The sequence below is a fragment of the Janthinobacterium sp. CG_23.3 genome (assembly GCF_046115965.1).
Classification (GTDB): domain Bacteria; phylum Pseudomonadota; class Gammaproteobacteria; order Burkholderiales; family Burkholderiaceae_D; genus Janthinobacterium.
Genome location: NZ_JBJXIB010000006.1, coordinates 1 through 13,706, shown reverse-complemented (window position 1 = coordinate 13,706; position 13,706 = coordinate 1). Strand labels below are relative to the sequence as shown.

Annotated in this window: 11 protein-coding genes and 1 pseudogene; 7 read left to right on the top strand and 5 right to left on the bottom strand. The window is 67.3% G+C overall.

The features are described 5' to 3' along the window. Positions 1 to 155 precede the first annotated feature (155 nt). Positions 156 to 1,121 carry a GlxA family transcriptional regulator gene (locus ACFDR9_RS03365; RefSeq protein WP_409030076.1) on the bottom strand — a complete coding sequence of 322 codons (966 nt, stop codon included), beginning with the start codon at positions 1,119 to 1,121 and terminating at the stop codon, positions 156 to 158. Positions 1,122 to 1,173: 52 nt separating this feature from the next. Next, on the bottom strand, positions 1,174 to 2,019 hold the full coding sequence (locus ACFDR9_RS03360; RefSeq protein WP_409030075.1) for a substrate-binding periplasmic protein: 846 nt from the start codon (positions 2,017 to 2,019) through the stop codon (positions 1,174 to 1,176). A gap of 343 nt (positions 2,020 to 2,362) precedes the next feature. Between ACFDR9_RS03360 and ACFDR9_RS03355 the strand changes: the two genes are divergently transcribed. Beyond that, positions 2,363 to 4,582 carry a TonB-dependent receptor gene (locus tag ACFDR9_RS03355; protein WP_409030074.1) on the top strand — a complete coding sequence of 740 codons (2,220 nt, stop codon included), beginning with the start codon at positions 2,363 to 2,365 and terminating at the stop codon, positions 4,580 to 4,582. A gap of 64 nt (positions 4,583 to 4,646) precedes the next feature. On the opposite strand, the pseudogene gluQRS reads toward ACFDR9_RS03355, so the two are convergent. Then, positions 4,647 to 5,559: pseudogene (gluQRS, locus tag ACFDR9_RS03350) on the bottom strand (tRNA glutamyl-Q(34) synthetase GluQRS). A gap of 293 nt (positions 5,560 to 5,852) precedes the next feature. Between gluQRS and ACFDR9_RS03345 the strand changes: the two are divergent. Both ACFDR9_RS03345 and ACFDR9_RS03340 read left to right on the top strand, forming a co-directional pair. After that, positions 5,853 to 6,599 carry a substrate-binding periplasmic protein gene (locus ACFDR9_RS03345; RefSeq protein ID WP_409030073.1) on the top strand — a complete coding sequence of 249 codons (747 nt, stop codon included), beginning with the start codon at positions 5,853 to 5,855 and terminating at the stop codon, positions 6,597 to 6,599. Continuing rightward, complete coding sequence (locus tag ACFDR9_RS03340; RefSeq protein WP_409030072.1) at positions 6,596 to 7,459, top strand: substrate-binding periplasmic protein; 864 nt, start codon at positions 6,596 to 6,598, stop codon at positions 7,457 to 7,459. The genes ACFDR9_RS03345 and ACFDR9_RS03340 overlap by 4 nt, the downstream gene beginning before the upstream one ends. Positions 7,460 to 7,650: 191 nt before the next feature. Here ACFDR9_RS03340 and ACFDR9_RS03335 read toward each other — a convergent pair whose 3' ends face one another. Beyond that, complete coding sequence (locus ACFDR9_RS03335; RefSeq protein WP_017878681.1) at positions 7,651 to 8,520, bottom strand: BLLF1 multi-domain protein; 870 nt, start codon at positions 8,518 to 8,520, stop codon at positions 7,651 to 7,653. A 364-nt stretch (positions 8,521 to 8,884) separates the two neighbouring features. Here ACFDR9_RS03335 and ACFDR9_RS03330 point away from each other — a divergent pair, with 364 nt between their 5' ends. From ACFDR9_RS03330 to ACFDR9_RS03315, 4 genes are all read left to right on the top strand, one after another. Further along, positions 8,885 to 10,423, top strand: coding sequence for an ABC transporter ATP-binding protein (locus tag ACFDR9_RS03330; RefSeq protein WP_409030071.1), 1,539 nt, complete (start codon positions 8,885 to 8,887; stop codon positions 10,421 to 10,423). After that, positions 10,416 to 11,483, top strand: coding sequence for an ABC transporter permease (locus tag ACFDR9_RS03325; RefSeq protein WP_409030070.1), 1,068 nt, complete (start codon positions 10,416 to 10,418; stop codon positions 11,481 to 11,483). The genes ACFDR9_RS03330 and ACFDR9_RS03325 overlap by 8 nt, the downstream gene beginning before the upstream one ends. Further along, a complete protein-coding gene (locus tag ACFDR9_RS03320) occupies positions 11,483 to 12,400 on the top strand; it encodes an ABC transporter permease (RefSeq protein ID WP_409030069.1) in 918 nt (305 codons plus the stop codon). Before ACFDR9_RS03325 ends, ACFDR9_RS03320 begins: the two co-directional genes overlap by 1 nt. An 80-nt stretch (positions 12,401 to 12,480) precedes the next feature. After that, on the top strand, positions 12,481 to 13,557 hold the full coding sequence (locus ACFDR9_RS03315) for a BMP family ABC transporter substrate-binding protein (RefSeq protein WP_409030068.1): 1,077 nt from the start codon (positions 12,481 to 12,483) through the stop codon (positions 13,555 to 13,557). Here the strand turns inward: ACFDR9_RS03315 and ACFDR9_RS03310 are convergent. After that, positions 13,515 to 13,706, bottom strand: a 192-nt coding sequence (locus tag ACFDR9_RS03310; RefSeq protein WP_409030067.1) for a hypothetical protein, incomplete at its 5' end; no start/stop codon positions are given. The two genes, ACFDR9_RS03315 and ACFDR9_RS03310, sit on opposite strands and share 43 nt — an antisense overlap.

The following is a 13,706-nucleotide window of genomic DNA, read 5'->3' as shown; positions in this document are numbered from 1 at the left end:
TGGCTCCGCAGCGGGTAAGCCCCCCAATTTTTCAGGTCCTGCGCGCGCGCAAGCGTCGTTCGCGTAAACGGGGACAGACCACGATTTCCGGGAAACTATTTCCCGGAAATCGTGGTCTGTCCCCGAAGCCGTGTCCCCGAAGCCGTGGAAATGGGTCAGGCCGCCTGCATTTCGCGAAACAGCATCGGCGTCACGCCGAAGCGGCGCTCGAACGCCTTCGACAGCTGGGCCGGCGTCGAGAAGCCGGCGCGCGCGGCGATTTCCTTGAGCGCGACCTGGGCGCCCAGCAGGTCGCGGGCGTGGTCGAGCCGCAGCGTTTCAACGAAGTAGGCCGGCGTGGCGCCGATGGCGCCGGTAAACTTGCGGTGGAAGCTGCGCTCCGACATGGCGACCCTGGCCGCCAGGCTGGGCACGTCCAGCGCCGCCGTCAGGTGGTCCTTCATCCAGTCGACCAGCCCGGAGAACTGCGCGCCGGCGCGCGCCTGGGCGTGCAGCATCGGGCTAAATTGCGACTGGTAGCCGGGCCGGCGCGCGTAGATCACGAAGCGGGCGGCGATGGTGTGGCTGATCGCGCTGCCGAGGTCTTGCTCGACCAGCGCCAGGCACATGTCGATGCCGGTGGTAACACCGGCCGAGGTCCACAGCCGGCCGTCCTGGATGTACAGCGCGTTCGGGTCGACCTGCGCGCGCGGGTTGTCGCGCGCCAGCGCCGCGCAATCGTCCCAGTGGGTGGCCACGCGCTTGCCGTCGAGCAGGCCGAACGCGCCCAGCGCCAGGGCGCCGCTGCACACCGAGCCGTAGCGCCGCGCCGTGGCCGCGCTGTCGCGCACCCAATCGCGCACCGCCCCCTGCGTGCCCATGTGGCGCAGGCCGGCGCTGGCGCCGCCGGCGATCAGCAGCGTGTCCACGGCGGCCGGGGCCAACGTGGCCAGCGCGGCGCTGGCCACGCTGACGGCGCTGTTGCTGGCGACGGCGCCGCCGTGCGCCGACAGGATGTGGACGCGGTAGAACGCGCGCCCGCAGGCGTCGTTGGCGGCGGCGAACACGGCCGCCGGCCCGGTGATGTCGAGTATCTGCATGCCGTCGAAAGCCAGCAGCGCAATGTGGAGGGGAGCGCTCATTGGCGGAATGTAATACGTTTCGCCTGTTTATGCCAATCTTTTCGCGCCGGCGCTACTCCGCCGCGCCGTCGCCGAGGTATTTCCGGTAGATCGCCTCGAAGCGGCCGCTGTCCTTCAAGTGTTTCAGTCCGGCGTTGAAGTCGTCGCGGATGCCGCGGTCGCGGAACACCGGCCGGTAATCCATCGGGTTGACCTTGACGAAGCTTTGCTGGGTGGTCGGGGCGGACACCAAGCCGTGCTCGCGCGCCAGCTTGATGCTGAAGTATTTGAAGATGTTGCGGTCGCTGAGGACGACGTCGTAGCGGCCATAGTTCAACGTCAGCACTTGCAGCGCCTGGTCGTTTTGCTCGAAGTAGCGGCCGGCCTTGGCGACCGGACCGAGCCACTCGGGATAGCGTTTGGCGGCGCCGGCGAACGACAGCACTCGCAAGCCTTGTAGGTCGGCCGGCTTGCGGATTTGCAGGTGGCGCTCTTTGAGGCTGATGAAAACGTTGTCGTAGATGACGGCGGGGTCGCCGTAGAAGGCGCCCTCCGCCGTCATGTCCTGGCCCAGGTCGGTCATCGCGGCGGCCACGTCGCGGTTCTTGACGGCCAGCGGGATGCGCGCGAACGGATAGTACTTCGGCCGCAGCACGTGGCCGCGGTGGGCCAGCGCTTCGCCGATGACTTCCAGTTCGATCCCCGAGTTGCTCTCGGGCAGGCAGAACGGGGGGATTTTTTCGCCGAAGGCCATGCTCACTTGCGCGCCCTGGGCCGGGCCGGCGCACAGGCCGAGCGCCAGCGCGGCCGCGCCGGCCAGGGTGGCCACGCGCGCCGGCCAGTCGCGCGGCTTGCAAAGCTTGGCTTGTGTCACGGTGGTGTTCTTTCCGGTTACGCCGCTGGCTATCGTGTTAGTCATTGGAAGGCGCTGGGGTGATTGTGCTGGCGGCCGATAGTTTCGTCAACAACCGTGTGTCGGTGCGGAAAAATGTTGCTGCGTTTCATGCGGGCGCCGCCGGCGCTGTTGTTGTTAAGCCGCCACCTTCAGGCGGGAAAGTGTTGTAGATGACTCGCATCTGGCAATAAGTTCTTGCAAATGCCTTTGGGCATGAATTAAATTGTCGGCCTTCTACAAGCCGGCAGCCATTGCCGGGGGCGGGGGGACACCCGTTCGCGCCGGCTGGCCGGCGCCAGCACAAGAGAAAGCGGGAGACGCTGCTTGGAACACTCTTTGTAAGCTTATTAAAATTCTGGGGAAGTCAATGATCAAGAAGTCGAACATCCACAAGCGTCTCGCCCGCACCCATGGCGCGATGCTGGCCTTGAGCGCCGCCCTGCCTATCGGCTCGGCGATGGCCCAGTCGGCCGCCGCGCCCGCCGCCGCGCCGCAATTGGAAACGGTCACCGTCACCGCGCAGCGCCGCAAGGAAAACATCCGCGAGGTGCCGGTCTCGGTGACGCTGCTGCGCGACGAAAAACTCGACGTGTTGGTCTCCGGCGGCCAGGACATCCGCGTGTTGGCCGGCAAGGTGCCGAGCCTGAACGTGGAGTCGTCGAACGGGCGCACCTTCCCGCGCTTTTACATCCGCGGCTACGGCAACACCGACTTCAGCACCTTCGCCTCGCAGCCGGTCTCGCTGATCTACGACGACGTGGTGCAGGAAAATCCCATCCTGAAGGGCTTCCCGATCTTCGACCTGGCCGGCGTGGAAGTGCTGCGCGGTCCGCAGGGCACGCTGTTCGGCCGCAACACCCCGGCCGGCGTCGTCAAATTCGAGTCGGAAAAGCCGAAGCTGGCGACAGTGGAAGGCTATTACAACGTCTCCGTCGCCAGCCACAACACGGCCAACGCCGACGGCGCCGTCAACGTCCCGCTGAGCAAGGAATGGGCGATGCGCGTGTCGGCGCTGCGCCAGCACCGCGACGACTACGTCGACAACAGCTTCAGCGGCGCCAAGGACGCGCTGGACGGCTACAACGAACACGCCGAGCGGGTGCAGTTGCTGTACGCGCCGAACGGCCAGTTCAACGCGCTGTTCAACCTGCACCAGCGCGCCACCACGGGCAGCTCGCGCCTGTTTTACGCCAACCTGATTAAAAAGGGGACCAACGACATCGTCGACGGCTACGACGCCGGGCAGTCGCATACCAACGGCCAGAACTTCCAGCGCCTGCGCAGCAACGGCGGCAGCGTGCGCCTGAGCTGGGACCTCGACAGCGTCAAGCTGTTCTCGATCACCGGTTACGAAGGCGTCGACGACTACCTGAGCCGCGGCGACATCGACGGCGGCGCCAAGACCGGCCCCGGCTTCATCCCCTTCCAGGTGGAAAGCGCCGGCGGCATCGGCGCCGTCAAGCAGTACAGCCAGGAATTCCGGGTCGAGTCGAAAAACGCCGGCCCGCTGAACTGGCAGAGCGGCCTGTACTACTTCAACGAAGACGCCAACGGCTATACCGACGGCTTCAACAGCGACAGCGGCGCGCGCGCCACGCACCTGGCCAGCCACCAGAAGAACACCGCCTGGGCGGCGTTCGGCTCGCTCAATTACGCCTTCAGCGACGCCTTCACGCTGCGCGGCGGCCTGCGCTACACCACCGACAAGAAAGACTTCAACACGGTCGAGGCGCTCAACGTGGTGCAGATCGGACCGAACGGCGTGGCCGAGAGCAAGAACAAGGTCAACTGGGACGTCAGCGGCAGCTACAAGATGAACCGGGACGTCAACGTCTACGCCCGCGTCGCCACCGGTTTCCGCGCGCCGAGCGTCGTCGCCGCCAACAGCCAGGTGCCGATCACCGTGGCCGACGCCGAGACCATCCTGTCGTACGAGGCCGGCGTCAAGGCCGACTTGATGAACCGGCGCGCCCGCGTCGCCTTCAGCGTCTACAACTTCGACGTCAAGAACCAGCAATTGACCGTCGTGGGCGGCCTGTCGAACGTGACCCGGCTGATCAACGCGGCCAAGACCAAGGGCCACGGCGCCGAGCTGGACCTGGAAGGCTTCGTCACGCCCAGCCTGAAAATGTCGCTGGGCGGCAGCTACAACTTCACCGAGATCAAGGACGCCAGCCTGTCCGTCGGCAAGTGCGGTTCGTGCACCGTGACCGATCCGCTGAACGCGGCCGGGCGCGTCGTCATCGACGGCAACCCGCTGCCGCAGGCGCCGAAGTGGATCGTCACCAGCACCGCGCGCTACGCGGTGCCGCTGGCCGACGGCGAACTGTTCGTCTTCACCGACTGGGCCTACCGCAGCAAGATCAACCTGTTCCTGTACGAAGCGGTGGAATACAGCGCCAAACCCTTGCTCGAAGGCGGCTTGCGCGTCGGTTACACCTGGGACAGCGGCAAATATGAGGTAGCCGCCTACGGCCGCAACATCACCGACACCAGGCGCGTCACCGGCGCCATCGATTTTAATAATCGCACCGGCTTCCTCAACGAGCCGCGCATTTGGGGCGTCCAGTTCAAGGGCAACTTCTAAGCCCGTCGACGCCGAGTCGCGCACAACCCGCCCCGGCCCCGGCGCCGCGGCGGGTTGTTTGCTTTCAGGGCGCCGCGGGCGCGCCGCGCCGGCGCAGCAGCTGCGCCCACGCCGGCAGGGCCAGGCGCCAGAAGTCGTCGAGGCTGGCCGCGCGCAGCTCCATGCCGAGGAAGCGCGCCGCCGGCAGCAGCGCCGTGCGCAGCAGCTCGGCGGGCGCGGCGCCGGTGTCGAACGCTTGCGCGCCGGTTTGCTTCGAGAGTTTGTCGCCGGCCGGGTTGGTGACGACGGGCACGTGCAGGTAGGCCGGCCGCGGCAGGCCGAGCAGCCCTTGCAGGTAGATCTGGCGCGGCGTCGAGTCGAGCAGGTCGGCGCCGCGCACCACGTGGGTGACGCCCTGGGCGGCGTCGTCGACGACGACGGCCAACTGGTAGGCCCAGTAGCCGTCGGCGCGGCGCACGATGAAGTCGCCGACGGCGTCGGCCAGGTCCTGGCGCAGCGCGCCGTGCCAGCGGTCGGTGAAGCCGACCACGCCGTGCGGCGCCGGCGGCACGCGCAGGCGCAGCGCGCGCACGGCGCGCCCGGCGGCGATGCCGTTGCGGCAGGCGCCGGAATACACCGGCGGCGCCGGGGTCGGCCCGCGCATCGAGGATTTCGCGGCGCGAGCAGGCGCAGGGGTAGATATCGGCGCGCAGGTCGCCGGCCGCCGCCTCGTACAGCGCCAGGCGTTCGCTTTGCCAGGCGACGTCGCCGTCCCAGTGCATGCCGCAGCGCCGCAGCGAGGCCAGGATGGCGCGGTCGGCGCCGACCACGTTGCGGTCCCAGTCGAGGTCTTCGATGCGCACCAGCCATTGGCCGTGGTGCACTTTGGCGTCCAGGTAGCTGGCCAGCGCCGCCACCAGCGAGCCCAGATGCAGCGTGCCGGTGGGGGAGGGGGCGAAGCGGCCGACGTAGCGGCGGGTGTCGCGTTCTGATGTCATTCGAAGCCGGCAGGTGGACTTTAAAGTTAACAGTGTGATTTTGCTATTCTATTCCTTGTGCCGGTTTTTGTCGGGGCGGCGTGGGGGATGCGCCGCACATCGAGGGCGAGGGCCGGGGCGGCAACGGTGTTTTTTTGGCCGGCGCGGCGTTGATACAACAATGCGCGGCGCGCTTGCGCGTAGAATCGTCCAGACACACATTGCTTCGTGTTAACAGATTCGTTCACTGCATTGGAGGAAATATGGTTAGTCAGCAATCCCGACGTCAGAATCAGCGTTGGTCGGCTTACACTTTGCGCGGCATCGCCTTCGGCGTCTTGGCCGTCGCCGCGCAGTGCGCCGGCGCGCTCGAAAACCTCCCCGCCTATAACACCTACCAGGCGGTGCCGTTCGTGGTCGGCGGCGGCGGCTTGGCCAGCGACATGGTCGGCTATTTGAACGACAAGCTCAAAGGCAAGTACCACTTCGATTTGACCGTGCTGCCGCGCGACAAGCTCAACCAGACGCTGGAGAAGGAGCCGAACTTCAAGGGTGTGGTGCTGTTCCTCAACCCGATGTTCGTGGGCGACCCGGACAAGAAAAAATACCATTGGACCCCGGCCGTTATCGCCGACTCGAACGCGGTCATTTCGCTGAACACGAAGAAGGTCGATTATGTCGACCCGGACTCGCTGAAGGGCTTGAAGTTCGCCGGCGTGGCCGGCAACCGCTACGCCGGCCTGGATGATCGCTTCGGCAAGGATATCCAGCGCGAGAACAGTAACGAGGAGTTGTCGAACATCCGCAAGGTGTCGTCCGGCAAGGCCGACGTCACCATTATGGCGTCGAGCACGTACCGCTTCCTGCTCAAGCAGTTGGGCGACGCCAGCCCGGTCAAGTCGACGCTGTACCTGTCGCCGAAGCCGCACGCGAAATTCGACCGCTTCCTGTTCAGCGCGAACGGCGACGCCGCGCTGGCCAAGGAGCTTGACGCGGTGGCCGCCGGCATGAAGGGTGATCCGGCCTGGAAGGCCATCGCCGGCAAGTACGGACTCGAGTGAGCGTGGCGCCGGGCGGCGTGCGGGCGCCGCCGTGGCGGGTCTGCCTGGGCCTGCCGGCCTTGGCGCTGGCGCTGGCGTCGGGGCCGGCGCGCGCCGCGCCGATCGTGCTGGCGGTGAACCAGTGGTGCCCGTATATCTGCGAGCTGGCCAGCGCCCGCCGCGGCATCCTGGTCGACGTCATCACCGAGCTGTTCGCGGCCGAGGGTGTGGCCGTGTCCTTCGTTAACATGCCGCTGTCGCGCGGCGTCCAATCCGCCCGCGGCGGCCAGATCGACGGCGTCGTCGGCATCCTGCCGGCGCTGGCGCCGGACTTGCTCTTTCCCGACCAGCCCGTCATCGACACGCAATTTTGTTTCTTCACCGACGCCGGCAGCGCCTGGCGCTTCGGCGGCTTCGGCAGGAAGTACGGCGGCGTCGCGCTGGGCGTGGCCCATGGCAAGGTGGTCGATGCGCGCCTGGCGCGCGCGTTCGACAAGGTGGCGCGGGTCAGCGGCGAGGGCGTGACCCGGCGCATGGTCGCGATGCTGCAGTTGCAGCGCCTGGACGCGCTGCTCGAGGAGCGCCGCAGCGTGGAGTATGTGCTGGCGACGCAGCACCTGGCGCCGCTGAGGGTGGCCGGCTGCATTGAGCGCAAGTACGAGTATGTCGGCTTCGCGCCGGGCGGCGCGCGTGCGCGCGACTATGCGCAGATGTTTTCCGGGGGGATGGTGAAGCTGCGCGATTCCGGGCGCCTGGCGCAGATCGTGGCCTCGTATGGCGACGCCGGCAAGCGGCAGGGCGTTAGCGGGCGCCATGAAGGCGCCGCGACGGTGCAAGGCGCCGTGGTCGGACCCTCATTCCGCCCAGTTATGGTGCCGTAGGCCGGATCCGGAGGGGGGGGCGCCGGGGCGGACGCGTAATCCGACGCCGAGCCGACGCCGAGCCGCCGCCGACGCCAGTCGGGTTACGCCGTTCCGGCTAACCCGACCTACGTCCTTTGGGCCCGCCCCCGGGCTCGCGGCGTTGGTTTGGATGAACTCAACGCCGCAGCCGTGCGGGCGGCGAGGTCCGCTTAGAAGTGGTATTCGGCGCGGATCATCGGCGTTTTGGCGGTGTTGCCAACGCCGCCGGTGGTGGCGTCGGTGTTGCCGAACTTGTTGTTCCAGTACTGGTATTGCAGGCCGACGCGGAAGGTGTTCTTGGCTTTGCCCATGGCGGCGCCGACGTCGAGCATCAGTTGCATGTCGATGTTGGTTTCCACGCCGGTTTTGCGCCCCACCTCGTCGTTGCCCTTGGCGTCGATGACGTTGGCGAAGCCTTCGAACGACAGCAGCGGCGTCACCGGGATGCCCCACACCGCGTTGAGCATGGCGTGGGTCTTGTAGGTGTAGCGCCCGTTGACGTTGGAGATCGGCGCGAAGGCGCCGCTCGGCGCGTTGCTTTCACGCAGCAGCAACAGGCTGGTGTTGAGGAAGCCGGGCACGTCCCACATCAGCGTGGGGCCGGCCACCAGCATGCGCTTGCGCGAGTTGTAGCCGGTGTCGTTCTTGGTGTTGAGGTCGAAACCGGCGGTCACGCCGACGCCGCGCACCGGGCCGAATTTGATGTCGCTGCCGCGCAGTTTGCCGATGTCGAGCGTGTGGCGGTAGAGGATGTAGGCTTCGCTGGCGCCCGAACGCTGGTTCAACGAACCCGGGTCCTTGCTGTCGGACATCAGGTAGTCGACGTTGACGAAGTTGCTGCCGTATTTGTAGCCGCTGGCGTGGGTCAGCCCGACGATGTTTTTCTTGATGTCGTTCGGGTTGAACGGTTCGCGGTAATCGCTGCCGGCGCGCCAGCTGATCGAGGTGTCGCTCCAGTCGGCGGCGTGGGCGCCGGCGGACAGGCTCAGGATGGCGGCGAAACACAGGCGGGGAACGAGACTCGATGTTGTTTTGTACACTTGAAACTCCTCTTGACGTTGCATGAAAAAAAACATGGCGCTGGCGGCGTCGACAACCAGACTAGCCCGGCAATGATGCGAGAAGCGCCCCCTCGCGGGCTGCCAGGGCGGTTAATACTTGGTATATTCGAGCTGATATAATAGTCGGATTTTCGTGCCGGCAGGGGCTGGCGGCAACGGCGCCGGCCGCCGGCTATCGTGTAAATAGTTTCCCGGTGTTGTTTTTACGCTGAAAGTCTGCGCCGGCGCCATGACCGATGCGGATAATCGGGACAGATGCCGATACGATACATGGCGTTGGCGGCCCGCCGTGGCGCCGATTCCGATGAATTGTTGGTGACCGTTCGAGAACGATAAAAACGACATGACGACCCGCCTGGAACTACACGACATCACCAAGCGCTACCCTTCCGTGGTGGCCAACGACGCCATCCATTTGACGGTCGAGCCGGGCCAGATCCACGCCGTGCTGGGCGAGAACGGCGCCGGCAAGTCGACGCTGATGAAGATCATCTACGGCTCGGTGAAACCGGACGCCGGCCGGGTGCTGTGGAACGGCAGGGAAGTGCACATTGCCAACCCGGCGATGGCGCGCGAGCTCGGCATCGCCATGGTGTTCCAGCACTTTTCGCTGTTCGACACGCTGACGGTGACGGAGAACATCGCCCTCGGCCTGCCCGCCGACACCAAACTCGACGAGCTGGCCCTGCGCATCGAGGCCACCGCCAGCCAGTACGGCCTGGAACTGGAGCCGCAGCGCCACGTGCACACGCTGTCGGTGGGCGAGTGCCAGCGCGTCGAGATCGTGCGCGCGCTGCTGGCCAAGCCGCAACTGCTGATCCTCGACGAGCCGACCTCGGTGCTGACGCCGGGCGCCGTCGAGAAGCTGTTCGGCACGCTGCGCCAGTTGGCGGCCGAGGGTTGCAGCATCCTCTACATCAGCCATAAGCTCGACGAGATCCGGGCGCTGTGCCACACCTGCACGGTGGTGCGCGCCGGCAGGAACAGCGGCGTCTGCGACCCGCGCGAAGAGTCCGCCGCCAGCCTGTCGCGCCTGATGATCGGTGCGGAACCGCCGGCCCTCACCCACGTCGAGCGCGCGCCCGGCGCCAGCATGCTGGCGGTGAACCAGTTGTGCCTGTCGAAGAGCCACCCGTTCGCCACCGCGTTGCAAGACGTTTGCTTCGAGCTGCGCGCCGGCGAGATCGTCGGCCTGGCCGGCGTTTCCGGCAACGGCCAGCAGGAATTGATGGCGGCGCTGTCGGGCGAGGACCCGCGCGCGGCGCCCGCTTCCATCATGCTGGGCGGCGTCGCGGCCGGGCGCCTGGCGCCCGGGCGGCGGCGCGCCCTCGGCTTCGGCTTCGTGCCGGAGGAGCGCCTGGGCCGCGGCGCGGTGCCGGAGATGTCGCTGGCCGACAACGTGCTGCTGAGTCTGCAAACCGGGGCCACCGTCAAGCGCGGCTTCGTGCGCGGCCAGGCCATCGCGGCGATGGCGGCGGCGATCATCGCCCGCTTCGGCGTCAAGGCCGGCGGGCCGCACGCGCCGGCGCGCAGCCTGTCGGGCGGCAACCTGCAAAAATACATCGTCGGGCGCGAAGTCATGCGCGCCCCGAGCGTGCTGGTGGTGGCGCAACCGACCTGGGGCGTCGACGTCGGCGCCGCCGCGCAGATCCGCGCCGAGCTGGTGGCGCTGCGCGACGCCGGCTGCGCGCTGCTGGTCATTTCCGAGGAGCTCGACGAATTGTTCCAGATCGCCGACCGCCTGCATGTGATCGCGAAGGGGCGGCTGTCGCCGTCGATCAAGACCGCCGACGCCAGCGTCGCGCTGGTCGGCCAATGGATGAGCGGCCTGTGGCCGCAGCCGGCGCCGCGGGCCAACCATGCCGGGGGCAAGCATGTTTAAACTCGAAGCGCGCGCCACGCCGTCGGCGGCGATGTCCTGGTGCTCGCCGCTGCTGGCGCTGCTGTTGACGGTGTTGTGCGGCGCGCTGCTGTTCGTCGCGCTGGGCAAGGACCCGCTGGCCGGCCTGGCGGTGTTTTTCTGGGAGCCGATGAAGGACTTGCGCGGCCTGTCGGAGCTGGGCGTGAAGGTGGCGCCGCTGCTGTTGATCGCCGTCGGCCTGGCGGTGTGCTACCGCGCCAACGTCTACAACATCGGCGCCGAGGGCCAGTTCGTCGTCGGCGCCGTCAGCGGCGGCGCCGCCGCGCTCTACTTCGACGACGCCGGCGCCGCCGGCGCGTGGGTGACGGCGCTGGTGCTGCTGGCCGGCATGGCCGGCGGCATGGCCTGGGCCGGCGTCACGGCGTTCCTGCGCGACCGTTTCAACGCCAGCGAAATCCTGGTCTCGCTGATGCTGGTGTATATCGCCCAATTGCTGCTGAGCTACCTGGTGTACGGCGTGTTGAAGGACCCGGAGGGGTTCAATTTTCCGCAGTCGAAGCTGCTGTCGGAGGCGCTGCTGCTGCCGATCGTGCTGCCCGGCACGCGCCTGCACCTGGGAATAATCCTGGCGCTGCTGGCCTCGGTCGGCGGCTGGCTGTTCCTGTCGAAAAGCATGGCCGGTTTCCGCCTGCGCGTCGGCGGCATGGCGCCGGCGGCGGCGCGCTACGCCGGCTTCTCGGCGCGCAAATCGCTGTGGACCTCGATGCTGCTGTGCGGCGCGCTGGCCGGCCTGGCCGGCACCTGCGAAGTGCTGGGGCCGCTGGGCCAGTTGACGCCGTCGGTGTCGCCCGGCTACGGCTTCGCCGCCATCATCGTCGCCTACGTCGGCCGGCTGCACCCGGTCGGCGTGGTCTTCTCCAGCTTCATCATGGCGATGTTTTACATCGGCGGCGAACTGGCGCAGTCGCGCCTGGGCCTGCCAAGCGCGATCACCGGCGTGTTCCAGGGCGTGCTGCTGTTCGCGCTGCTGGCCTGCGACGTGCTGATCCACTACAAACTGCGTGTTAGCCGGAAGCCATAATGGACGCCATCGCCCTCCTGATCGCCGCCAGCATCAACGCCGGCACCCCCCTGATGCTGGCCGCGCTGGGCTTGCTGATCAATGAAAAATCCGGCGTCGTCAACCTCGGCGCCGAGGGCATGATGCTGATCGGCGCCGTGGTCGGCTTCGCCGTCGCCGTCAACAGCGGCAGCCCGGCGCTGGGTTTCGCCGCCGGCGCCGGCGCCAGCGTGGTGCTGGCCGGCTTCTTCGCCTGGATGACGGTGTGGCTGGGCACCAACCAGTACGCCACCGGCCTGGCGCTGGCGCTGTTCGGCGGCGGCGCCTCGACCTACATCGGCATCAACTACGTCGGCAACAGCCTGAGCAACGGCAGCTTCGGCGTGCCCTGGTTGCAGGACCTGCCCTTCGTCGGCCCGGCGCTGTTCCGCCAGCACCCGATGGTGTACCTGGCGCTGCTGCTGTGCGCGGCCATCGCCTGCTTCCTGTACCGCAGCCGCGCCGGCCTGGTGCTGCGCGCGGTCGGCGAGTCGCCGTCGTCGGCGCATTCGCTGGGTTACAACGTGCGCCGCATCCGCCTCGCCGCGATCCTCTTCGGCGGCGCCTGCTGCGGCCTGGCCGGCGCCTTCATGTCGCTGGTCTACACCCCGCTGTGGGTGGAGAATATGGTGGCCGGGCGCGGCTGGATCGCGCTGGCCTTGACCACCTTCGCCACCTGGCGCCCGGCGCGCGTGGTCGGCGGCGCCTACCTGTTCGGCGGCATCACCATTTTGACGTACTCGGTGCAGGGCGAGGGCGTGGCGGTCGCCTCGCAACTGCTGTCGATGCTGCCCTACCTGGCCACCATCGTGGTGCTGGTGCTTATTTCGAGCAACGCCAACTACATCAAATTGAACATGCCCGCGTCGCTCGGCAAGTATTTCAAGCCGGGCGCCTGAGGCGTTGTACGTTGCTGCGCCGTTGTCTCCCCCGCGGCGGGGCCGGAAGGTAGGTGGGGGGAGCCAACACGAGGAAAATCATGTCCAAAAAAATCTTGCGCGCCGCGCTATGCACGCTTGTCTTGTCGCCCGTGGCGACGCTGGCCGCGGCCGCCGCGCCGCTCAACGTCGGCTTTGTGTATATCAGCCCGATCGGCGACGCCGGCTGGACCACGCAGCATGACATCGCGCGCAAGGAAATGGAAAAGGCGCTGGGCCCGAAGATCAGCACCAAGTACGTCGAAAACGTGCCCGAGGGCGCCGACTCGGAACGCGTCATCCGCGACCTGGCGCAGCAGGGCAGCAAGCTCGTCATCACCACCTCGTTCGGCTACATGAACCCGACGCTGAAGGTGGCCAAGCAATTCCCCGACGTCAAATTCATCCACGTGACCGGCTATAAAACCGCCGCCAACGTCGGCAACACCAACGCCCGCTTCTACGAGGGCCGCTATCTGGCCGGCGTGCTGGCCGGCAAAATGAGCAAAACCCACACCGCCGGCTACGTGGCGGCCTTCCCGATCCCCGAAGTGCTGCAGGGCGTCAACGCGTTCGCGCGCGGCATGCGCAGCGTCGATCCGAAGGCGCAGGTGAAGGTGATCTGGGTCAACAGCTGGTTCGACCCGGGCAAGGAGCGCGACGCCGCCATCACGCTGCTGGGCCAGGGCGCCGACGTGGTCACCCACCACACCGACTCGACCGCCGTGGTCCAGGCCGCCGAGGAAAAGGGCAAGTACGCGATCGCCTACCACTCGGACATGAAAAAATACGGTTCGAAAGCGCAACTTGGTGCCGTAACGCATCATTGGGGTGCATACTATACGAAACAGGCGCAGGCGGTCATCGACGGCAGCTGGAAGCCGAGCAGCGTCTGGGGCGGCATCAAGGACGGCATGGTCAAGCTCGAAGGCATCAACGCGGCGGTGCCGGCCGACGTCAGGCAGTTCGTCGCGGCGCGCGAGAAGGACCTCGTCAGCGGCGCGCTGGCGCCGTTCGCCGGGCCGATGAAGGACAACGAGGGCAAGCTCCGCCTCGACAAGGGCACGCTCGGCGACGACGCGCTCAACAAGATGGACTATTTCGTCGAAGGCGTGCTCGGCAAGGTGTCGAACAAGTAGGCGGCGGCAGGGCGGCGGGGGGGGGGGGGGGGGGGGGGGGGGGGGCCCCCCCCCCCCCCCCCCCCCCCCTCCCCCACCCCCCCCCCCCCCCACCCCCCACCCCCCCCCCCCCCCCCCACCCCCCCCCCCCCTTCCCACAAGAAAGGTCT

Bases quoted from the DNA above. Each gene is read 5' to 3' on its own strand.
- ACFDR9_RS03365 (WP_409030076.1), bottom strand. From the start codon at position 1,121: ATGAGCGCTCCCCTCCACATTGCGCTGCTGGCTTTCGACGGCATGCAG.
- ACFDR9_RS03360 (WP_409030075.1), bottom strand. From the start codon at position 2,019: ATGACTAACACGATAGCCAGCGGCGTAACCGGAAAGAACACCACCGTG.
- ACFDR9_RS03355 (WP_409030074.1), top strand. From the start codon at position 2,363: ATGATCAAGAAGTCGAACATCCACAAGCGTCTCGCCCGCACCCATGGC.
- ACFDR9_RS03330 (WP_409030071.1), top strand. From the start codon at position 8,885: ATGACGACCCGCCTGGAACTACACGACATCACCAAGCGCTACCCTTCC.
- ACFDR9_RS03325 (WP_409030070.1), top strand. From the start codon at position 10,416: ATGTTTAAACTCGAAGCGCGCGCCACGCCGTCGGCGGCGATGTCCTGG.
- ACFDR9_RS03320 (WP_409030069.1), top strand. From the start codon at position 11,483: ATGGACGCCATCGCCCTCCTGATCGCCGCCAGCATCAACGCCGGCACC.
- ACFDR9_RS03315 (WP_409030068.1), top strand. From the start codon at position 12,481: ATGTCCAAAAAAATCTTGCGCGCCGCGCTATGCACGCTTGTCTTGTCG.